Source organism: Streptomyces coeruleofuscus (assembly GCF_039532725.1).
GTDB classification, from domain to species: domain Bacteria; phylum Actinomycetota; class Actinomycetes; order Streptomycetales; family Streptomycetaceae; genus Streptomyces; species Streptomyces coeruleofuscus.
On record NZ_BAAASE010000015.1, the window covers coordinates 176,673 to 195,383 of the forward strand.

Consider the following 18,711-nt stretch of genomic DNA (forward strand, 5'->3'; position numbering starts at 1 on the left):
TGCCCTCTCACCAGGGGACACGCAACCACAGGCCGGGTGCCTACCGTCCTCTCACCCTCGGGCCTGCGCGAGCCGGGCCGCGTGCGTCGGGGCGTCCGGCACGTCCGCCGGGCGGCCCACGGCGAACTCCTTGCGCAGCACCGGCACGACCTCCTCGCCCAGCAGGTCGATCTGCTCCAGCACGGTCTTCAGCGGCAGCCCGGCGTGGTCGACCAGGAACAACTGGCGCTGGTAGTCACCGGCGTACTCGCGGAAGGCCAGCGTCTTCTCGATGACCTGCTGCGGCGAGCCGACGGTCAGCGGCGTCTGCGCCATGAAGTCCTCCAGCGACGGCCCGTGCCCGTAGACCGGCGCGACGTCGAAGTAGGGCCGGAACTCGCGCACGGCGTCCTGCGAGTTCCGCCGCATGAACACATGCCCGCCGAGCCCGACGATCGCCTGCTCAGGCGTGCCGTGCCCGTGGTGCGCGTACCGCGTCCGGTACAGCTCGACCATCCTCTTGGTGTGGTCGGCCGGCCAGAAGATGTTGTTGTGGAAGAAGCCGTCGCCGTAGTACGCGGCCTGCTCGGCGATCTCCGGCGAGCGGATCGAGCCGTGCCAGACGAACGGCGGTACGCCGTCCAGCGGACGGGGCGTGGCGGTGAAGCCCTGCAACGGCGTACGGAACTTCCCCTCCCAGTCGACGGCCTCCTCGCGCCACAGCCGGTGCAGGAGGGCGTAGTTCTCGATCGCGAGCGGGATGCCCTGCCGGATGTCCTGCCCGAACCAGGGGTAGACGGGGGCGGTGTTGCCGCGCCCCAGCATGAGATCCACCCGGCCGTCGGCCAGGTGCTGGAGCATCGCGAAGTCCTCGGCGATCTTCACCGGGTCGCTGGTGGTGATGAGGGTGGTGGCCGTGGAGAGGATCAGCCGCTCGGTGCGGGCGGCGACGTAGCCGAGCATCGTGGTCGGGGACGACGGCACGAACGGCGGGTTGTGGTGCTCACCGGTGGCGAAGACGTCGAGCCCGGCCTCCTCGGCCTTCAGCGCGATGGCGACCATGGCCTTGATGCGCTCGCGTTCGGTCGGCGTCCGGCCGGTGGTCGGGTCGGGCGTGACGTCGCCGACGCTGAAGATCCCGAACTGCATGGTCGCTCACCCTCCAGGTTGTTTACACTTCAACCATACCTCCGGGTGTCGGAAGTGGTAGGGGTCCCCCGTGTCCAGGACGAACAAACGGCTCCGACCACCGCAACCAAACCGTCGCGTCTGCGACGGCGGCGGGACCGTGGTTACGCGGAGGCCGGCGCGGCCGCCCCCGTCACCAGCCCGGCCACGGCAGCGACCCACGCGGAGCGCCCCGCAGGCGCCCTCCACCAGGTGACACCTCAGCCCAGGAACCCCGCCCCGGCGTGCGAAGCTGCCCGTATGCAGATCGCGCGTTCCGCCGCCCTCTTCGTCCTCGCCGCCCTGCTGGAGATCGGCGGCGCGTGGCTGGTCTGGCAGGGTGTGCGCGAGAACAAGGGCTGGCTGTGGGCGGCCGGCGGCGTCCTCGCGCTCGGCGCCTACGGCTTCGTCGCGACGTTCCAGCCCGACGCCCACTTCGGCCGCGTCCTCGCCGCGTACGGCGGGATCTTCGTCGCCGGATCGATCCTGTGGGGCGTGATCGCGGACGGCTACCGCCCGGACCGCTGGGACATCACGGGCGCAGTGATCTGCCTCGCGGGCATGGCAGTGATCATGTACGCCCCGCGGGGAAACTGACCGGCGTTCCGGCCCGGGGCTCAGGGCCGGGTGCTCAGAACGGCTCGTCGGGCAGCAGCCCCAGCTGCCCCAGGAAGTCCATCTCGTCGAAGTACAGGCGGTAGTCGACGATCCGGCCGTCCTTCACGGTGGCGATGTCCACCCCGCGGATCCTGATCTCCTTCTGGGTCGGGGGCAGCGTCTCACCATTGGGCAGTTGCAGCGGCCCGGTGTTCCGTCCGCTGAAGATCCCTTCGTCGATGGCGGTGTCGCCGACCTCGTAGGAGTGCAACGTCTGGAACGTCGCCTCGGGGAGCGCCTCCTTCATCGTCCGCCAGTACTCGACGATGTTGTCGCGCCCGTGCAGCTCGCCCTCGTCGGGAGTGAAGGCGACCGCGTCCTCGGCGTACAGCTCGCTGACGACGTTCAGATCGGCGTGCGTGGTGACCGCGTCCGTGAGCCGGTCCATGACCTGGCGTGCCTCTCCCATGACCAACCTCCAGAGGGAACAGGAGGATCACCCGCCCCCATTCTCCCACCGCGGGGCCCACCTATCCTGGCCGGAGGCCTTCGCACAGAAGTCGGCCCGTCCGCCACGCCCGAGGAGCTCCCATGGCCACCGCCGCCCCGTCCGCAGCCTCCCGCATCGCCGTCGTCACCGGTGCGAGCAGCGGAATCGGCGCCGCCACGGCCCGGCAGCTCGCCGCCGCGGGCTACCGCGTCGTCCTCACCGCCCGCCGCAAGGACCGCATCGAGGCGCTGGCGGAGGAGATCACCAAGGCCGGCCACCAGGCCACGGCGTACGCCCTCGACGTCACCGACCGCGCGGCGGTCGACGAGTTCGCCACGGCCTTCAAGACGATCGGCGTGCTGGTCAACAACGCGGGCGGCGCGCTCGGCGCCGACCCGGTCGCGACCGGTGATCCCGCCGACTGGCGCCAGATGTACGAGACGAACGTCATCGGCACGCTCAACCTCACCCAGGCCCTGCTGCCCAAGCTGGTCGCGAGCGGCGACGGCACGGTCGTGGTCGTCTCCTCCACCGCGGGCCACGGCACCTACGAGGGCGGCGGGGGCTACGTCGCCGCCAAGCACGGCGCGCACGTCCTCGCCGAGACCCTGCGCCTGGAGATCGTCGGCCAGCCGGTCCGCGTCATCGAGATCGCCCCCGGCATGGTCAAGACGGACGAGTTCGCCCTCACCCGCTTCTCCGGCGACAAGGAGAAGGCGGAGAAGGTGTACGAGGGCGTCGCCGAACCCCTCACCGCCGACGACGTCGCCGGCACCATCACCTGGGCGATCACCCGCCCCAGCCACGTCAACGTCGACCTCCTGGTCCTCCGCCCCCGCGCCCAGGCCTCCAACACGAAGGTCCACCGGGACCTGTGATGCCGGACGCCGAACGGGACCAGGACCTCGAACGGCGGCGCCTCGCCCAGGAGACGAAGAACGAACGCCGGATGTGGTGGTGGCTCGCCTACTTCCTCTTCGGCATCCACATCGTGGCGTTCGTCATGATCTACGCGGTGATGCACGCCCCGAAGTGAAGGGGCAGCCGCTCACCAAGAGCGGCTCAGCCCTTCACGCACACGACCTGCTTCAGCTTCGCCACGACCTCCACCAGGTCCCGCTGCTGGTCGATGACCTGCTCGATCGGCTTGTAGGCGCCCGGGATCTCGTCCACGACGCCGGAGTCCTTACGGCACTCCACGCCCCGCGTCTGCTCCTCCAGGTCCTTCGTGGAGAACCGGCGCTTCGCCGCGTTACGACTCATGCGCCGGCCCGCGCCGTGCGAGGCCGAGTTGAAGGACTTGTCGTTGCCGAGTCCCTTCACGATGTACGAACCCGTGCCCATGGAGCCGGGGATGATCCCGTACTCGCCCGAGCCGGCCCGGATCGCGCCCTTGCGGGTCACGAGCAGGTCCATCCCGTCGTAGCGCTCCTCGGCCACGTAGTTGTGGTGCGCGCTGATCTCCGGCTCGAAGGTCGGCTTCGCCTTCTTGAACTCCTTGCGGATCACGTCCTTCAGGAGCGCCATCATGATCGAGCGGTTGTACTTCGCGTACTCCTGCGCCCAGAACAGATCGTTGCGGTACGCCGCCATCTGCGGGGTGTCCGCGACGAACACGGCGAGGTCGCGGTCGACCAGGCCCTGGTTGTGCGGGAGTTTCTGGGCCACGCCGATGTGGTGCTCGGCCAGCTCCTTGCCGATGTTGCGGGAACCGGAGTGGAGCATCAGCCAGACAGAGCCGGTCGTATCCGTGCAGATTTCGACAAAGTGGTTACCCCCGCCGAGCGTTCCCATCTGCTTGGTGGCGCGTTCCGCACGGAACTTGACCGCCTCCGCAACCCCGTCGAACCGCCCCCAGAAGTCCTCCCACCCGGCAGTGGCCAACCCGTGGAACCGCCCGGGGTCGACGGGATCGTCATGCATCCCCCGCCCCACCGGGATCACCTGCTCGACCCGCGACCGCAGCCGCGACAGATCCCCGGGCAGGTCGTTCGCCGTCAGGGACGTCTTCACGGCCGACATTCCGCAGCCGATGTCGACACCCACCGCCGCCGGGCACACCGCACCCTGCATGGCGATGACCGAACCGACCGTCGCACCCTTGCCGTAGTGCACGTCGGGCATGACGGCCAGGCCCTTGATCCAGGGCAGCGTGGCGACGTTCTGGAGCTGCTGGAGCGCGGACCCCTCGACCGTGGACGGGTCGGTCCACATCCGGATCGGTACTTTCGCACCAGGTATCTCTACATACGACATAGCTTCCTCAATCCCCCGTATACGAACAGAAGTATTCAACAGCAAATACCGGAGCCAAGGTCTACGAAAGGGATTCCGGACCGGCGTCCACGGCAGTGCGTGCGATAGACATTGTGTTCATCGGCCGCCCCGCGGCGGCAAGCCGATTTCCGCGTCGAGAGGGGCCACCACGTGCAACGGAAGGCGTACGCACCCGGTATCGCCGCGCTCCTCGCGGCCCTGCTGGCCGGCTGCACCGGCAGTTCGGGCGACGGCGGCCCGACGGACGACTCCAACCCGGGCGACACGGGCACGGCCTCGGCCGCCGCCGAGCCGGGCCGGTACCGCACGCTGCCCGAGCCTTGCGGCGCCGTCGGCCCGAGTTCCCTCGACGAACTCCTGCCCGGCATCCGGCAGATCACCGACAAGGAGCAGCGCGAGAAGGCGTACGAGGGCGAGGCTACGGTCACGTACGACACCGACCGCAAGGTCGGCTGCCAGTGGAAGGTGGATTCGCAGCAGGCCACCGACCATCTGCTCGTCGACTTCGAACGGGTCGTCTCCTACGACAACGCGGTCAGCGACGACAGCCAGGCCGAGCAGCTCTTCGCGGAGAAGGAGGCGGCGGCCCACCTTCCCGAGCCGACCGCCACCGAGTCGGCGACCGTCGGCAGCACCCCGGCCGGCGGTTCCTCCGCCGCTCCGAGCGGCTCCCCGTCCCCGTCGGGCAGCACGTCCCCGTCGGGCTCCCCGTCCCCGTCGGGCAGCACGTCACCGTCGGCGTCCGCCTCCGCCGCCCCGACCGATCTCCAGCCCCGCGTCCTGGAGGAGGTCGGCGACGAGGCCTTCCTCGACGACGAGCTGAGCAGCTCCGGTTCGACGGCCAAGCAGCGGACGGTGACTGTGGCATTCCGCACGTCCAACGTCATCGTGACCATCGAGTACACCGAGCAGCCGACCACCATCGGCGTCGTCCCGGACAGCAAGGAAATGCAGGACAGGGCCCGGAAACTGGCCTCGCAGCTGGCCGATTCGCTGAGCGACTGAGGCCCCTTCACGCCCCCTTCACGCGCACCCGCAAAGCAGCCGAAGGAAGAACACACAGCGGCCTCACCGCGTACCGTGACCACTCGGACCCGTTCCGACCGCAGGAACCACGAGCGTCATGAGTGAAGGAACCATGCAGCGACGAGCACAGCGTGAACAGCGAGACCAGCGAGCGAAGCGACTCCACCGCGTCCTTGTCTGCGCGGCCGCCGTCCCCGTGATGCTGGTCGCCGCCGGCTGCTCCTCGGACTCCGGCTCCGGCGACAGCACGGACAAGGCGGCGAATGCCGCCGCCTCGGCGTCCGCGAGCCCGTCGCCGACCGTGGAGGCGGCGGCGTACGGCAAGCTTCCGGAGCCCTGCAAGGTGCTGTCGAAGAAGACGCTGAAGGACCTCGTGCCGGAGAGCAAGTCCGGCAAGGAGGGCAAGTCGGACGACATCTCGACCCGCGGCAACTGCTCCTGGAACAGCCTCGACAACAACGGCGTCAAGGGCTCGCAGTTCCGCTGGCTGAACGTGTCGATGCTGCGCTTCGAGTCGGACGTCGCCCGCGGCCCGGCCGACAAGCTGGCCCAGGAGTACCTGGAGAAGCAGGTCCAGGACGCCCAGGCCACGGAGGGCGCCAAGAGCACCAAGTCGGAGCCGGTGCCCGGGACGGGCGACGAGGCGACGGCCGTGCGCTACGAGCTGAAGAAGAAGGAAGGCACCTTCAAGCAGCAGACGGTCGTGGCACGCGTCGAGAACGTCGTCGTCACCATCGACTACAACGGCGCGGGTCTGGCCGGCGACAAGAGCCCGAGCGCCGACGACCTGGCGAAGGACGCCAAGAAGGCCGCCAAGGAGGCGGTGGCGGCGGTGTCCGAGGCGAACGGCGCGGGCGGCGGCAAGGCGAGCGGAGCCCCGTCCAAGTCCGCGTCCAAGTCCCCGTCGAAGTCCCCCTCGCAGTCGGCCTCCAAGGACGCCTCGGACGAGCCGTCGGGTGGCGCGTCGAAGTCGCCGTCCAAGAAGCCCGCGTCGAAGAGCTGAACAAGCCCGACGGGAACCGGCCACCCGTCCTCCGCACACATGTGCCACCCTGTTGCGCGCAACAACACGCAAGGGGAGGGGAGTACGGGTGGCCGCGCCACAGCTGACTCGGATGCACCGCGTTCTCATCGGTGTGGTCGTGGCCGGTGCCGTGATCATCGCCGGCATCGGCTTCGCCGGTTCGTACGCGGCGGTCCGCGAACTGGCCCTCAAGAAGGGCTTCGGGAACTTCTCCTACGTCTTCCCGATCGGCATCGACGCGGGCATCTGCGTCCTGCTGGCCCTGGATCTGCTCCTCACCTGGATCAGGATTCCCTTCCCGCTCCTGCGCCAGACGGCCTGGCTCCTGACAGCGGCGACGATCGCCTTCAACGGCGCGGCGGCCTGGCCGGATCCGCTCGGTGTCGGCATGCACGCGGTGATCCCGATCCTGTTCGTGGTCGCCGTCGAGGCGGCCCGCCACGCGATCGGCCGGATCGCGGACATCACGGCCGACAAGCACATGGAGGGCGTCCGCCTCACCCGCTGGCTGCTCTCCCCCCTGCCGACGTTCCTCCTCTGGCGCCGTATGAAGCTCTGGGAGCTCCGCTCCTACGACCAGGTCATCAAGCTGGAGCAGGAACGTCTCGTCTACCAGGCCCGGCTGCGTTCACGTTTCGGACGGGCGTGGCGCCGGAAGGCCCCGGTGGAGTCGTTGATGCCGCTACGGCTGGCGCGCTACGGCGTGCCCCTGGCGGAGACGGCCCCGGCGGGGCTGGCGGCGGCGGGCATAGAGCCCGCGCTGATCCCCCCGCCGCCGCAAGCCGATCCGGCTGCGGTCAGCCGTGCCCCCGGGCCGGCACCCGTCCCTCAGAACGCGGCGCCTCCGGGCGAGCAGCGCCGGCAGCTCGAGAGCCACCGCGACACCGAGCAGCCGGACGACATCCCGGGGCCGGACCAGAGCCCCTGGTTCAGCGCCCCGCGCGAGGTCGAGTACCAGGGCGGCTACGACCCGGCCTACGACCCCGAGCAGTACGCCCAGTGGATCGCGGAACAGCAGCAGGCCGAGCAGTACCTCGACCAGCCTCACGAGGAACCCAGCCCGGAGGACACCGGCAGCTTCCCCATCCCGGTGGGCCCCAACCGCACCCGGGAACTGGGCGACGGCGGCGGTCACCCGGAACCGGACGAGGACGCGTTCTACCAGGTCTTCCGTGAGTCGATAAAGAGCGGGAACGGAGCGCCCACCCCCCGCGGCTTCATCGCCGACGTCGAGGCGACGTACGGCATCGCACTCCCCGAGGCCGAGTCCAAGCGCATGGTGAATCGCTTCTCCAACCGCCTCAACGCGGAACTGGCAGAAGAGCACATCGCCTGAAGGGCATGAGAGAAGGGGCCCTCCTCACGAGGGCCCCTTCTTTTATGCCGCTTACTCCCCGAGCAGGGACCGAACCCGCTCCTGCCCCACCGCCAGCAACAGCGTCGGCAGCCGCGGCCCCGTGTCCCGCCCGACCAGCAGGTGGTACAGCAGGGCGAAGAAGGACCGCTGCGCGGTCTTGATCTCCGGCGGCAGCTCCTTGGGCGTCGCGTCCGCGGAGAACCCGGCCTGCACCTTGGGCACGCCGTACACCAGGTGGGTCAGCCCGTCGAGGGACCAGTGCTCGGCGAGTCCGTCGAGCAGGAGCCGCAGCGACTGCTGGGACGCCTCGTCCAGCGACTTCAGCAGTTCCGCGTCGGGCTCGTCCCGCACGATGGTCCGCTGTTCGGCCGGCACATGCGTGTTGATCCAGGCCTCGGCCTTGTCGTACCGCGGCCGCACCTCGTCGAGCGAGGTCAGCGGCTGCTCCGGGTCCAGCTCGCTGAGGATCCGCAGTGCCTGGTCCTCGTGCCCGGCGGTGATGTCCGCGACGGACGCCAGCGTCCGGTACGGCAGGGGCCGGGCGGTCCGCGGCAGCTCACCGGCGGCCGTACGCACCGCGCGCGAGTGCGCGGCGGCGTCGGCCGGCAGGACGCTGCCGTCGGCGACCTTGGCGTCGAGCCGGTCCCACTCGTCGTAGAGCCGCTGGATCTCCTGGTCGAAGGCGACCTTGAAGGACTGGTTGGGGCGGCGGCGGGCGTAGAGCCAGCGCAGGAGCTGCGGCTCCATGATCTTCAGGGCGTCGGCCGGGGTGGGCACGCCGCCCTTCGAGGAGGACATCTTCGCCATGCCGGAGATGCCGACGAAGGCGTACATCGGGCCGATCGGCTGCTTGCCGCCGAAGATCCCGACGATCTGCCCGCCCACCTGGAAGGAGGACCCCGGGGAGGAGTGGTCGACACCTGAGGGCTCGAACACGACCCCCTCGTACGCCCACCGCATCGGCCAGTCGACCTTCCAGACCAGCTTGCCGCGGTTGAACTCGCTGAGCCGGACCGTCTCGGAGAAGCCGCAGGCGGTGCAGGCGTACGTCAGCTCGGTGGAGTCGTCGTCGTAGGACGTGACGGTCGTGAGGTCCTTCTCGCAGTTGCCGCAGTACGGCTTGTACGGGAAGTACCCGGCGGAGGCGGAACTGCCGTCGTCCTCACCGGCCGCGCCGGAGCCCTCGGCGGCCTCCAGCTCGGCCTCGTCGACCGGCTTCTGCCCCTGCTGCTTCTTGGCCGGGGCCTTCTTCGTCCGGTACTGGTCGAGGATCGCGTCGATGTCGCCGCGGTGCTTGATGGCGTGCAGGATCTGCTCGCGGTACACGCCGGAGGTGTACTGCGCGGTCTGGCTGATCCCGTCGAACTCCACGCCCAGCTCGGCCAGCGACTCGATCATCGCGGCCTTGAAGTGCTCGGCCCAGTTGGCGTGCGCCGAGCCCTCGGGCGCCGGGACGGACGTCAGCGGCTTGCCGATGTGCTCGGCCCACGACTCGTCGACGCCCGGGACACCGGCCGGCACCTTGCGGTAGCGGTCGTAGTCGTCCCAGGAGATCAGGTGCCGCACCTGGTACCCCCGGCGGCGGATCTCGTCGGCGACGAGATGCGGGGTCATGACCTCGCGCAGGTTCCCGAGGTGGATGGGGCCGGACGGCGAGAGGCCGGACGCGACGACGACGGGTTTGCCCGGGGCCCGACGCTCCGACTCCTCGATGACCTCATCCGCGAAACGGGAGACCCAGTCGGTGGTCTCGGTGCTCTGAGCCACGATCGGCACGTCCTTCTTTCTGCATCGGGCAGCCGGTACGGTCGCACGGCTGACCGCACCATTGTCCCAGACCATGTCGCGCCCGGAAAAACGGCTTTACCCGCATGGAATACTGGCCGTGTCTATCGATTCCCTCGAGGAGAACGGCACCCCTTCCTATGGCCTCGGTCACGTCCCTCAGCGACTCCGTCCACCAGCGCCTCGCGGCGGCCCTGTCGGCGGCTCTGCCGCAGGCCGGCTCCGCGGACCCGCTGCTGCGACGAAGCGACCGGGCCGACTTCCAGGCCAACGGGATCCTGGCCCTCGCGAAGAAGGAGAAGGCGAACCCGCGGGAGCTGGCGGCGCAGGTCGTCTCCCGGGTCGAGTCGGGTGACGTGATCAAGGACATCGAGGTCTCCGGCCCCGGCTTCCTGAACATCACGATCACGGACCGGGCGATCACGGAGACTCTCGCCGCGCGCTATGCGGACGACACCGGCCGCCTCGGCGTGCCGCACGCCGAGCAGCCCGGCACCACGGTCATCGACTACGCCCAGCCGAACGTGGCGAAGGAGATGCACGTCGGTCACCTGCGCTCCGCGGTGATCGGCGACTCGGTGACGCAGCTGCTGGAGTTCACCGGCGAGAGCGTGGTCCGGCGTCACCACATCGGCGACTGGGGCACCCAGTTCGGCATGCTCATCCAGTACCTGGAGGAGCACCCGCACGAGCTGGACCACAAGGCCGACGAGGTCTCCGGCGAGGAGGCGATGTCGAATCTGGACCGCATCTACAAGGCCGCCCGCAAGCTCTTCGACGCGGACGAGGCGTTCAAGACGCGGGCCCGCCGCCGGGTGGTCGACCTCCAGGCGGGCGAGCCGCGGACCCTCGCCATGTGGCAGAAGTTCGTGGACGAGTCGAAGATCTACTTCTTCTCCGTCTTCGAGAAGCTGGACATGGAGATCCGGGACCCGGACATCGTCGGCGAGTCCGGCTACAACGACATGCTCGCGGAGACCTGCCGCCTGCTGGAGGAGTCGGGCGTCGCGGTCCGCTCCGAGGGCGCGCTGTGTGTCTTCTTCGACGACATCAAGGGCCCGGACGGCAAGCCGGTCCCGCTGATCGTGCAGAAGTCGGACGGCGGCTACGGCTACGCGGCGACCGACCTGTCGGCGATCCGCGACCGCGTCTTCAACATCAAGGCGAACACGCTGCTGTACGTGGTGGACGCCCGCCAGTCGCTGCACTTCAAGATGGTCTTCGAGACGGCCCGCCGGGCGGGCTGGCTGAACGAGGACGTCAAGGCGGTGCAGCTCGCCTTCGGCACGGTCCTCGGCAAGGACGGCAAGCCGTTCAAGACCCGTGAGGGCGAGACGGTCCGCCTGGTCGACCTGCTGGACGAGGCGATCGACCGTGCCTCGGCGGTGGTCCGGGAGAAGGCGCAGGACCTCTCCGAGGAGGAGATCGCCGAGCGGGGCACCCAGGTCGGCATCGGCGCGGTGAAGTACGCGGACCTGTCGACGTCGGCGAACCGCGACTACAAGTTCGACCTGGACCAGATGGTCTCGCTGAACGGCGACACGTCCGTCTACCTCCAGTACGCCTACGCCCGTATCCAGTCGATCCTGCGCAAGGCCGGCGAGGCCCGCCCCGTCGCGCACCCCGAGCTGGAGCTGCATGAGGCGGAGCGTGCGCTCGGCCTGCACGCGGACTCGTTCGCGGCGACGGTGGCGGAGGCGGCGGCGGAGTACGCCCCGCACAAGATGACGGCGTACCTGTACCAGCTGGCGTCCCACTACACGACGTTCTACGACAAGTGCCCGGTCCTGAAGGCCGAGTCGCCCGAGCAGATCGAGAACCGCCTGTTCCTCTGCGACATCACGGCCCGCACCCTCCACCGGGGCATGGCCCTGCTGGGCATCCGGACGCCCGAGCGGCTCTGAGCCCGGCTCCTTTCCGTGACAGGCCGAGGGCGGCACTCCCCCGTGAGTGCCGCCCTCGGCGTATCAGGAGCCGTGGATCACTTGCAGTTGACCCACGAGTTGGACTTCATGTAGCGGCTCACGCTGCCGGTCTCCTTGTAGCCCCTCGGGACGACGCCGCTGGACCCGCCGTGGTTCTTCTCCGAGAACCACTTGAAGTCGCAGGACGCGCCGTGGTTGTACCAGGACTTGAAGCTCTGGAACACGGCGTACTGGGTCAGGTCCTTGTTGGTCCCGGCGACCTTCTGCATGCGGCCGGTGTAGTTCTGCCCGGCCCAGACGCAGAACCAGCCGGACGGACAGTCCGAGGCGGCCTGCGGCGCGGCCTGTGCGGCACCGGCCGTTCCCGCGCCGCCGGCCAGCAGACCCCCGGTCAGCGCGAGGCCCCCGGTCATGACAGCGAGCTTCCTGGTCATACGCATGCTGTGTCCCCCTTCGTGGGCGGGCCGACCGCACCGGCCGGCTCGTGAACGAGACTGCGGCCCGGGGACCCGGCTGCGCCACCGTCGCCTCCGAAGTGACGTACTCGCGGGACGTCCCACACGCTGACCTGCGGTGACACCGCCCGCCGGGACGGTACGGCGGGACGGTGCGGCGGGACGGTCGCGGCGGGCGTGGCCGAATCGGTAGGGGGCGGCGCGGGGAAGGGAACCGATGTATGGGGCACCTCGTGGATGCTGATGCAGAATGCGGCGGTGACGGGACCGCTGACCACGGTCCAGGAACGCGAGTGGGGGGAACATGTCGCGTTGGAAAGGGCTGCCCGAAGAACTGGATCCGCGCGTACGGCGGTTGGTGGTGCGCTTACGCCGGGTGAAGGACCACAGCGGACTGAGCCTGCGCCGGCTCGCGGCCCAGACGGGTTACAGCACGTCGTCCTGGGAGCGTTACCTGGCCGGCAGGTCGCTCCCGCCCAGGGAGGCCGTGGAGGCGATGGCCCGGCTCGGCGATGACGACCCGGTCCGCCTGCTCGCGCTGCACGAGGTCGCCGCGGAGGCGTGGGGCAAGGGGGCGGACCGGCAGAGCGAGCCGGCCGGGGCCGGGCCGGGAACCGAGCCCGTGACCGACCTCGGAACCGAGCTGGGGACCGAGCTGGAAACCGGCGCGCCCCGGCCCCACGGCCGGGCCCTGCGCGTCACGCTCATCGCCGGGTCCGTGGCCCTGGTGCTGGCCGTCGCCGCCGCGGTCCTGCTGGCCGTACGGCTCACGGACGGCGAGGGCGGAGCATCCGCGGCCGACCTCACCGCCTCCGCCGCGACGGCACCGGGATCACCCGGGGAGTCGGAGCCGCCCAGGTACACCTGCCGGGCGGAGCGGATCGACGGCCGCTGGTACGCGGGCAACAGCCGCACCCAGAAGGCCATCCTGGCGAACGGCCACGCCGGACCGGAGGTGGCCGAGGCCCAGTGCCTGCTGCGCGAGGCGGGACTGTCCCCGGGGGCCGTGGACGGCATCTTCGGTCCGCACACGGAACGCGCGGTCAGGTCCCTTCAGAAGCGGGCGAACCTGGTCGTGGACGGCATCATCGGCCCGCACACCTGGAAGGCCCTGCGGGAATGACACGGACCCCGCCGGGCCCGCTGCCGCCGGAACGCGCCCGCCTCGCCTCCGTGCTGACGGAGTTGAAGGCGGGCACGGGCCTGAGCCTGGCGGCCCTCGCGGCGAAGACGACCTTCAGCAAGTCGTCCTGGGAGCGCTACCTCAACGGCAAGACACTCCCGCCGCGCCAGGCGGTACAGGAGCTGTGCCGCCTCGCGGGCGAACCGGAGGGCCGGTGTCTCGCGCTGTGGGAGCTCACGGAGTCGGAGTGGAGCGGCCGCGCGGCGCCGACCACGCCCACGCAGAAGGCCACGCCCCCACAGAAGGCCATGCCTACGCAGAAGCCCACGCCCCCGCCCACGCCAGCACCGACCCAGATGCCAGCGCCCGCGGAGACGCACGCGCCCCCGGCGGCGGAGGTCAGCCCCGCCGTCGGCGGCAAGGTCCCGGTCCTGGCGCTGCTCGCGTCGGTGTGCGCGATCGCGGCCGGCGGCCTGTCCGTGGCCCTGGTCCTCCTCGCGGGCCAGTCCGCCGACCCCCGGCCGTCCCCGCCGCCGTCCCCTTCCGCCCCGGCGCCCCGCTGCCGTGCGGCCGCCTGCGAGGGCCGGAGCCCGATGCACATGAGATGCGGCACCGCCCCGCTCACCCTCGCCTCGCACCGCACGTCCACCGGAGCCCACCTCGAACTGCGCTACAGCGAGAAGTGCGAGGCCGGCTGGGCCCGGATGTGGAGCACGCGGATCGGCGACCGCCTGGAGCTGAACCGGGCCGGCGCAGGCCGCCGTCCGCACGCCGCCGAGGTCACGGACGACATCGCCGCACAGTCCTACGTCTACACGCCCATGACCGAATCCCGCCCCGGCACGACCGTCCGGGCCTGCTTCCGCCCGGCGGCGGGAGGCAACCGCGAGTGCTTCGACGCCCGCGTCGTCTGACGGGCCGCCGGGTCAGCGCCGGGCCGTGGTGTTCGCGCCGTCCAGGGCCTCCCGGACGATGTCGGCGTGCCCGGCGTGCTGGGCCGTCTCCCTGATCAGGTGCAACAGGATCCGGCGCGCCGACCAGTACTCGGGTTCCGGCGGCGACCACGGAGTGGTCGGCAGAAGCACACTCCGCCCCAGGTCCGGCAGCCCGGCCACGGCCTCGTCGGTCGCCCGGGCGGCCGCCGCGTACCGCTCCAGCAGCGCGGGGAGCGTCTCGCCCTCGGCCATGCGGTACTGGCCCATGTCGAGCATGCCGTCGGGGAGTTCACCGTCGCCCTCGGTCATGATCTGCGTCCACGCCTCTTCTCCCTGGGCGAGATGCTTCACGATCCCGCCCAGGGTCAGTTCACTGGCGGTCGTACGCCGCGCGGCCTGCGCGTCGGTGAGTCCGCGCACGGTGATGAGCAGCAACTCCCGCTGTTCCGCGAGCGCCTGCGACAGGTCCGTCTTCTCCGGGGAAGTGGTCATGGGAGGACCGTAGGGAGCGATTAGGTCAGACGGTGTCCTCCATGGGACCGGTCCGATTGTCAGTGGTCGCCTCTAGAGTCACGACCATGGCGACTCTTCCCAATCCCCTGCCGAAGCTGGCGGCAGACCCGAGCGGCAGCGCACTCGGACTCCGGCTCCCCGCCGGGTCACTCGTCGACACCACGGACGAGGGCCCCTGGCGCGAGCCGCTGTTGTGGTACGCGGACGAGCGGGCCCTCCCGGGTGGCTGGGCGGCGCTGGAGCCGGCCCGTCGTACGGGACTGCTGCCGGTCGTGCTCGACGTGGGGGACGGGCATGACGGGCCGGACCGCTGGGAGTTGCTGCCCGGTGAGGTGTCGTACCCCGGGGACCACGAGGCCGAGGAGGTCCTGGAGGAGTACTGGGAGGAGTACGCCGCGGAGGGCCACGCATGGCCCGGGCCGGCCGGTCCGTTCCCCCACGCGCAGGACCCCGACGCGGCCGCCGCCGGGGCCGCGGACGCGCTGCTCGACGGCGGAGGCCCGCTGAAGGACCCCCGCCTCGCCCTCGTACCGGCCCGCCGCAGCGCCGACATCCCCACGGCGATCGGCTGGACGGGCCCGGCGAACCACGAGGGCGACACGGCCCGGCTCAGCGCGGTGCTGCGCTCCTGGGAGGACCGCTTCGGCATACGGGTCGTGGCGCTCGGCTTCGATCACCTGCTGGTGTCGGTCGCCGCCCCGCCCGTCAGCTTGGCCGACGCGGAGGCCGTGGCCGCCGAGCACTTCGCGTTCTGCCCGGACAACGTCCGGCAGGGCGCCGACCCGACGCTGCGGTCCTACGCGGAGCACCAGGTGCTCGACCAGCGGGTCTGGCACTTCTGGTGGGACTGACGCGCCCCGTCAGCCGGTCAGCAGCGTCACCCCCTCCGGCGCGGTGATGCCGAACTCCTCCTCCAGGAGCCGTCGCGCCTCCGCCTCATCGGTGACCTCCCGCTCGGTGACCGTCCCGTCGGCGCGGGTCTGCGTGAGGAGCCGGCCGTCGAGGAGGAGGTGCCGCGTGGCGCCGATGTGCTGGGCGTAGAGGCGCTGGGCGAACGGCGAGCGCGGGTTGGTGGCGATGTGCCAGTTGATGACGTCGTAGTCGGGCTTCTCGAAGTGCTCCAGGGTGAAGGCGTACTGCCCGGTCCAGTCGTCCTTCTCCTGGTCGTGGACCTGGAGCAGCCACATCTCCAGCGGACCGTCGTGCGGCACGTGCACCAGGCGGTGCCGCCGCCCGGCCCCGGTGAACTCGACGTCCGCGATCAGCGGCACCGGCTCCAGGAGCGCCCCGATCGCCCCGAAGCCGACGTCCGCGAGGTACGGCTGTGATTCGCCGGGGACGTGGGCCAGCAACGCCATGTGGGTGCGCGGCCGGCTCGCGATGGTGTCGGCGCCGACGACGACCCGCGCGGCCAGCCGGGTCACCCGGAAGCCCAGCGCCTCCAGGGCGCAGGCGAACAGCGTGTTGTGCTCGTAGCAGTAGCCGCCGCGCCGGCTGTGGACCAGCTTGGCCACGAGGTCGGCCGGATCGAGGGAGGGGGCTGTGCCGCGCAGTGCGTCGAGATTCTCGAACGGGATGGCCCGCATGTGCGCCAGATGCACACCGCGCAGGGTGGCCGCGTCGGCCCGCCGCTCCCCCTCCCATCCGATCCGCCGGAAATACGCGTCGAGGTCGAACTGTATGGAGTCCAGCATGGCGTCACCGTAACGACACCGGTCCCACCCCGTCCGCGGTCCGCAGCAGGAATCGCCGCTCCGCCGTTGGTCCTAGGCCGGCGGTCTCAGGGGGTGTCAGCCCGCAGTCCCTCCCCCAGCCTCCGCAGCCCTTCCTCGATCTCCTCCGGCGTCTGCGTCACGAAGCAGAGCCGCAGGGTCGTGCGGTCGGGTGTGCCGGCGTGGAAGGGGGCGCCGGGGACGTATGCCACGTCGTGCCGCACGACCTGCGGCAGCAGGGCCGTCGTGTCGTACGGCTCGGGCAGGCGCGCCCAGAGGAACATGCCGCCCTCGGGCCGGGTCCAGACCGACCCCTCGGGCAGCGCGCCGGGCAGGCCCGCGAGCATGGCGTCCCGGCGTTCCCGGTACACGCCGGCGACGCGCGTGACGTGGGCGTCCAGGTCGTGGTCGGCGAGGTACCGGGCCGCGGCGAGCTGGTTGACGGTCGGCGTGTGCAGGTCGGCGGCCTGCTTGGCGACGGCACAGGCGCGCCGCAGCTCACCGGGCGCGCGCAGCCAGCCCAGCCGCAGGCCGGGCGCCATGACCTTGGAGAAGCTGCCGAGCAGGACCGTACGGTCCTCGGCGCCCGGGTGGGAGGCGATCCACGGCAGGCGTGCGCCCTCGTAGCGGAGCTCCCCGTAGGGATCGTCCTCGACGATCCACAGCCCGCGCCGGGCGGCGACGGCGGCCACGGCGGCGCGCCGCTCGGCGGGCAGCGTGCGGCCGGTGGGGTTCTGGAAGGTGGGCACGGTGTAGAGCAGCTTGGGCCGCTCGCGCGCCACGAGGTCCTCCAGCGCCTCGGGGTCGACTCCGTGCTCGTCGCCGGGCACGGCCACGATCCGTGCTCCGGCCAGGCCGAAGGCCTGAAGGGCCGCCAGATAGCAGGGGTTCTCGACGAGGACGGTGTCCCCGGGTTCGAGCAGTGCGGTGGTGAGGAGCGAGAGGGCCTGCTGGGAGCCGGTGGTGACGAGGAGATCGTCGGGAGCGGTCGGCAGTCCGCGTGCCGTGGTGCGGTCGGCGAGCGCGGTCCGCAGCGTGGGCTCGCCCTCGGTCGTGGAGTACTGCAACGCCCGTGCGGGTTCCTCGGCGAGGACGGCCCGGTACGCGGCCGCGATGCCCTCCGCGTCGAACAGCTCCGGTGCCGGAAGCCCGCCCGCGAAGTTGATCACCTCGGGGCGGGCGGTGACGGCGAGGATGTCCCGCACGGGAGACCCGCCGACCGATCGCGCCCGCGCGGCGAGCGGCGGCACGGGAGAGTGGGCGGGCGCGGGTGCGGGCTCGGTGACGGTCATGACGCGGCTCCTTGGACTGCGGTGGCGGTCGTGCGCCGCAGCCTAGGGAAGTACGTGCCGCCTACAAGCACATTTCCGCGATCCGGACGCACGCCCGGCTCAGCCCTTGGCGGCCGTCCCCGCGTAGACGTTGATGTCCGCGTCCGTGACGTCGTTGATGTCGTGGTAGCGGACCTTCTCGATGTCGTCGAGCCCGGCGAGGTACGACTCGTCCGGCCGCTCGGGGACGGGAGCGGCGTGGTCGGGCCGCCAGCGGTGGGCGGGGACGATCCCCGGGTCGGCGATCTCCAGGGAGTTCTCCGTGAAGAACCGCTCCACCTCCGCCCGGGACCGCAGCACGAAGGTGAACCCCCGCTCGGTGTACGTCCGCTGGACCGCGCGGATCTTCTCGGGGTTGAGGTCCTCGGTGAGGTGACTGAGCACCAGCCGGCTGCCGACGGGCAGCGCGTCCAGCAGCTCGCGCACCAGCGGGTACGCCTCCTCGTCCGCGACGAAGTGCAGGATGGCGACCAGGCAGAGCGCGATCGGCTGGTCGAAGTCCAGCGTCTTGGCGGCCTGTTCCAGGATGCGGGCCGGATCCCGCAGATCGGCGTCGATGTAGTCCGTACGCCCCTCGGGCCCGCTCGTCAGCAGGGCACGCGCGTGCGCGAGCACGACCGGGTCGTTGTCGACGTACACGACCCGCGAGTCGGGCGTGATGCGCTGCGCGATCTGGTGCACGTTCTCGGCGGTCGGCAGTCCCGTGCCGATGTCGAGGAACTGCCGGATGCCGTCCTGCTCCACCAGCGTGGTCACCGCTCGGCGCAGGAAGTCGCGGTTGTGCCGTACGTCGAGGTACCCGCGCGGATTGGCGGCGAGCGCGGCGGCGGCCGCGTCCCGGTCGGCCGGGTAGTGATCCTTGCCCCCGAGGAAGACGTCGTAGACGCGGGCCGGATGGGCCTTGCTGCTGTCGATCCTCCCCTGCAGCTCGGCGGGATCCTGGCTGAGGGCGTCACCGGTCATGGACGTCTCCCTGAAGAGTAGGTGGTTCAATCAGCAACCACTTCGGCGGTCA

Annotated in this window: 19 protein-coding genes; 10 read left to right on the forward strand and 9 right to left on the reverse strand. The window is 70.8% G+C overall.

From position 1 onward, the window contains the following. Window positions 1-51: 51 nt before the first annotated feature. On the reverse strand, window positions 52-1,128 hold the full coding sequence (locus ABFX81_RS38915; protein WP_086843883.1) for a CE1758 family FMN-dependent luciferase-like monooxygenase: 1,077 nt from the start codon (window positions 1,126-1,128) through the stop codon (window positions 52-54). Between the two features lie 279 nt (window positions 1,129-1,407). Here ABFX81_RS38915 and ABFX81_RS38920 point away from each other — a divergent pair, with 279 nt between their 5' ends. Next, on the forward strand, window positions 1,408-1,743 hold the full coding sequence (locus tag ABFX81_RS38920) for a YnfA family protein (protein ID WP_086843885.1): 336 nt from the start codon (window positions 1,408-1,410) through the stop codon (window positions 1,741-1,743). A 34-nt stretch (window positions 1,744-1,777) separates the two neighbouring features. Here the strand turns inward: ABFX81_RS38920 and ABFX81_RS38925 are convergent, their stop codons facing one another. After that, entirely contained in the window at window positions 1,778-2,212 is a 435-nt protein-coding gene (locus ABFX81_RS38925) for a nuclear transport factor 2 family protein (protein WP_086843888.1), read from the reverse strand. A gap of 122 nt (window positions 2,213-2,334) precedes the next feature. On the opposite strand from ABFX81_RS38925, the gene ABFX81_RS38930 reads away from it, so the two are divergent. Both ABFX81_RS38930 and ABFX81_RS38935 read left to right on the forward strand, forming a co-directional pair. Continuing rightward, the gene (locus ABFX81_RS38930) at window positions 2,335-3,111 is read left to right on the forward strand and encodes an SDR family NAD(P)-dependent oxidoreductase (RefSeq protein ID WP_086843890.1); all 777 of its coding nucleotides are present in this window, start codon (window positions 2,335-2,337) and stop codon (window positions 3,109-3,111) included. Then, window positions 3,111-3,269: a hypothetical protein gene (locus ABFX81_RS38935; protein WP_346139400.1), complete on the forward strand. Its 159-nt coding sequence runs from the start codon at window positions 3,111-3,113 to the stop codon at window positions 3,267-3,269. The genes ABFX81_RS38930 and ABFX81_RS38935 overlap by 1 nt, the downstream gene beginning before the upstream one ends. A gap of 26 nt (window positions 3,270-3,295) precedes the next feature. Here ABFX81_RS38935 and ABFX81_RS38940 read toward each other — a convergent pair whose 3' ends face one another. After that, the gene (locus tag ABFX81_RS38940) at window positions 3,296-4,489 is read right to left on the reverse strand and encodes an RtcB family protein (RefSeq protein WP_086843892.1); all 1,194 of its coding nucleotides are present in this window, start codon (window positions 4,487-4,489) and stop codon (window positions 3,296-3,298) included. A gap of 171 nt (window positions 4,490-4,660) precedes the next feature. Here ABFX81_RS38940 and ABFX81_RS38945 point away from each other — a divergent pair, with 171 nt between their 5' ends. The 3 genes from ABFX81_RS38945 to ABFX81_RS38955 all read left to right on the forward strand — a co-directional run bounded on the left by ABFX81_RS38945 (window position 4,661) and on the right by ABFX81_RS38955 (window position 7,896). Beyond that, a complete protein-coding gene (locus ABFX81_RS38945) occupies window positions 4,661-5,515 on the forward strand; it encodes a hypothetical protein (protein ID WP_086843894.1) in 855 nt (284 codons plus the stop codon). Window positions 5,516-5,648: 133 nt separating this feature from the next. Then, window positions 5,649-6,539 (forward strand): DUF3558 family protein, encoded by an 891-nt coding sequence (locus tag ABFX81_RS38950; RefSeq protein ID WP_346139401.1) that lies wholly within the window; start codon window positions 5,649-5,651, stop codon window positions 6,537-6,539. A 112-nt stretch (window positions 6,540-6,651) separates the two neighbouring features. Beyond that, window positions 6,652-7,896, forward strand: coding sequence for a DUF2637 domain-containing protein (locus ABFX81_RS38955; RefSeq protein WP_086843898.1), 1,245 nt, complete (start codon window positions 6,652-6,654; stop codon window positions 7,894-7,896). 51 nt (window positions 7,897-7,947) lie between these two features. Here the strand turns inward: ABFX81_RS38955 and lysS are convergent, their stop codons facing one another. Further along, a complete protein-coding gene (lysS, locus tag ABFX81_RS38960) occupies window positions 7,948-9,693 on the reverse strand; it encodes a lysine--tRNA ligase (RefSeq protein ID WP_086843899.1) in 1,746 nt (581 codons plus the stop codon). Between the two features lie 149 nt (window positions 9,694-9,842). On the opposite strand from lysS, the gene argS reads away from it, so the two are divergent. Beyond that, window positions 9,843-11,606: an arginine--tRNA ligase gene (gene argS, locus ABFX81_RS38965; protein ID WP_086843901.1), complete on the forward strand. Its 1,764-nt coding sequence runs from the start codon at window positions 9,843-9,845 to the stop codon at window positions 11,604-11,606. 77 nt (window positions 11,607-11,683) lie between these two features. Here argS and ABFX81_RS38970 read toward each other — a convergent pair whose 3' ends face one another. Further along, window positions 11,684-12,067, reverse strand: coding sequence for a peptidase inhibitor family I36 protein (locus ABFX81_RS38970; protein WP_086843904.1), 384 nt, complete (start codon window positions 12,065-12,067; stop codon window positions 11,684-11,686). 319 nt (window positions 12,068-12,386) lie between these two features. Here ABFX81_RS38970 and ABFX81_RS38975 point away from each other — a divergent pair, with 319 nt between their 5' ends. Next, window positions 12,387-13,205 (forward strand): peptidoglycan-binding protein, encoded by an 819-nt coding sequence (locus ABFX81_RS38975; protein WP_086843906.1) that lies wholly within the window; start codon window positions 12,387-12,389, stop codon window positions 13,203-13,205. Continuing rightward, window positions 13,202-14,119, forward strand: a complete 918-nt coding sequence (locus ABFX81_RS38980) for a helix-turn-helix domain-containing protein (RefSeq protein ID WP_346139402.1) — start codon at window positions 13,202-13,204, stop codon at window positions 14,117-14,119. The genes ABFX81_RS38975 and ABFX81_RS38980 overlap by 4 nt, the downstream gene beginning before the upstream one ends. A 12-nt stretch (window positions 14,120-14,131) precedes the next feature. Here ABFX81_RS38980 and ABFX81_RS38985 read toward each other — a convergent pair whose 3' ends face one another. Next, a complete protein-coding gene (locus ABFX81_RS38985) occupies window positions 14,132-14,632 on the reverse strand; it encodes a mycothiol transferase (RefSeq protein ID WP_086850347.1) in 501 nt (166 codons plus the stop codon). An 86-nt stretch (window positions 14,633-14,718) separates the two neighbouring features. On the opposite strand from ABFX81_RS38985, the gene ABFX81_RS38990 reads away from it, so the two are divergent. Continuing rightward, complete coding sequence (locus ABFX81_RS38990; RefSeq protein ID WP_086850348.1) at window positions 14,719-15,504, forward strand: DUF4253 domain-containing protein; 786 nt, start codon at window positions 14,719-14,721, stop codon at window positions 15,502-15,504. Window positions 15,505-15,513: 9 nt separating this feature from the next. On the opposite strand, the gene ABFX81_RS38995 is transcribed toward ABFX81_RS38990, so the two are convergent. The 3 genes from ABFX81_RS38995 to ABFX81_RS39005 all read right to left on the reverse strand — a co-directional run bounded on the left by ABFX81_RS38995 (window position 15,514) and on the right by ABFX81_RS39005 (window position 18,659). Beyond that, the gene (locus ABFX81_RS38995; RefSeq protein WP_086850349.1) at window positions 15,514-16,347 is read right to left on the reverse strand and encodes an arylamine N-acetyltransferase; all 834 of its coding nucleotides are present in this window, start codon (window positions 16,345-16,347) and stop codon (window positions 15,514-15,516) included. 86 nt (window positions 16,348-16,433) lie between these two features. Further along, entirely contained in the window at window positions 16,434-17,657 is a 1,224-nt protein-coding gene (locus ABFX81_RS39000) for an aminotransferase class I/II-fold pyridoxal phosphate-dependent enzyme (RefSeq protein WP_086850350.1), read from the reverse strand. A 99-nt stretch (window positions 17,658-17,756) separates the two neighbouring features. Continuing rightward, window positions 17,757-18,659: an SAM-dependent methyltransferase gene (locus ABFX81_RS39005; protein WP_086850351.1), complete on the reverse strand. Its 903-nt coding sequence runs from the start codon at window positions 18,657-18,659 to the stop codon at window positions 17,757-17,759. Window positions 18,660-18,711: the final 52 nt, after the last annotated feature.

What these genes read in the sequence shown, in the direction of transcription:
- ABFX81_RS38980 (WP_346139402.1), top strand. Translation starts at nt 13,202, where the DNA reads ATGACACGGACCCCGCCGGGCCCGCTGCCGCCGGAACGCGCCCGCCTC.
- ABFX81_RS38990 (WP_086850348.1), top strand. Translation starts at nt 14,719, where the DNA reads ATGGCGACTCTTCCCAATCCCCTGCCGAAGCTGGCGGCAGACCCGAGC.
- ABFX81_RS39005 (WP_086850351.1), bottom strand. Translation starts at nt 18,659, where the DNA reads ATGACCGGTGACGCCCTCAGCCAGGATCCCGCCGAGCTGCAGGGGAGG.
- ABFX81_RS38985 (WP_086850347.1), bottom strand. Translation starts at nt 14,632, where the DNA reads ATGACCACTTCCCCGGAGAAGACGGACCTGTCGCAGGCGCTCGCGGAA.
- ABFX81_RS38975 (WP_086843906.1), top strand. Translation starts at nt 12,387, where the DNA reads ATGTCGCGTTGGAAAGGGCTGCCCGAAGAACTGGATCCGCGCGTACGG.
- ABFX81_RS38950 (WP_346139401.1), top strand. Translation starts at nt 5,649, where the DNA reads ATGCAGCGACGAGCACAGCGTGAACAGCGAGACCAGCGAGCGAAGCGA.
- ABFX81_RS38970 (WP_086843904.1), bottom strand. Translation starts at nt 12,067, where the DNA reads ATGCGTATGACCAGGAAGCTCGCTGTCATGACCGGGGGCCTCGCGCTG.
- ABFX81_RS38915 (WP_086843883.1), bottom strand. Translation starts at nt 1,128, where the DNA reads ATGCAGTTCGGGATCTTCAGCGTCGGCGACGTCACGCCCGACCCGACC.
- ABFX81_RS39000 (WP_086850350.1), bottom strand. Translation starts at nt 17,657, where the DNA reads ATGACCGTCACCGAGCCCGCACCCGCGCCCGCCCACTCTCCCGTGCCG.
- ABFX81_RS38920 (WP_086843885.1), top strand. Translation starts at nt 1,408, where the DNA reads ATGCAGATCGCGCGTTCCGCCGCCCTCTTCGTCCTCGCCGCCCTGCTG.
- ABFX81_RS38940 (WP_086843892.1), bottom strand. Translation starts at nt 4,489, where the DNA reads ATGTCGTATGTAGAGATACCTGGTGCGAAAGTACCGATCCGGATGTGG.
- ABFX81_RS38995 (WP_086850349.1), bottom strand. Translation starts at nt 16,347, where the DNA reads ATGCTGGACTCCATACAGTTCGACCTCGACGCGTATTTCCGGCGGATC.
- argS (WP_086843901.1), top strand. Translation starts at nt 9,843, where the DNA reads ATGGCCTCGGTCACGTCCCTCAGCGACTCCGTCCACCAGCGCCTCGCG.
- ABFX81_RS38930 (WP_086843890.1), top strand. Translation starts at nt 2,335, where the DNA reads ATGGCCACCGCCGCCCCGTCCGCAGCCTCCCGCATCGCCGTCGTCACC.
- ABFX81_RS38955 (WP_086843898.1), top strand. Translation starts at nt 6,652, where the DNA reads ATGCACCGCGTTCTCATCGGTGTGGTCGTGGCCGGTGCCGTGATCATC.
- ABFX81_RS38935 (WP_346139400.1), top strand. Translation starts at nt 3,111, where the DNA reads ATGCCGGACGCCGAACGGGACCAGGACCTCGAACGGCGGCGCCTCGCC.
- ABFX81_RS38925 (WP_086843888.1), bottom strand. Translation starts at nt 2,212, where the DNA reads ATGGGAGAGGCACGCCAGGTCATGGACCGGCTCACGGACGCGGTCACC.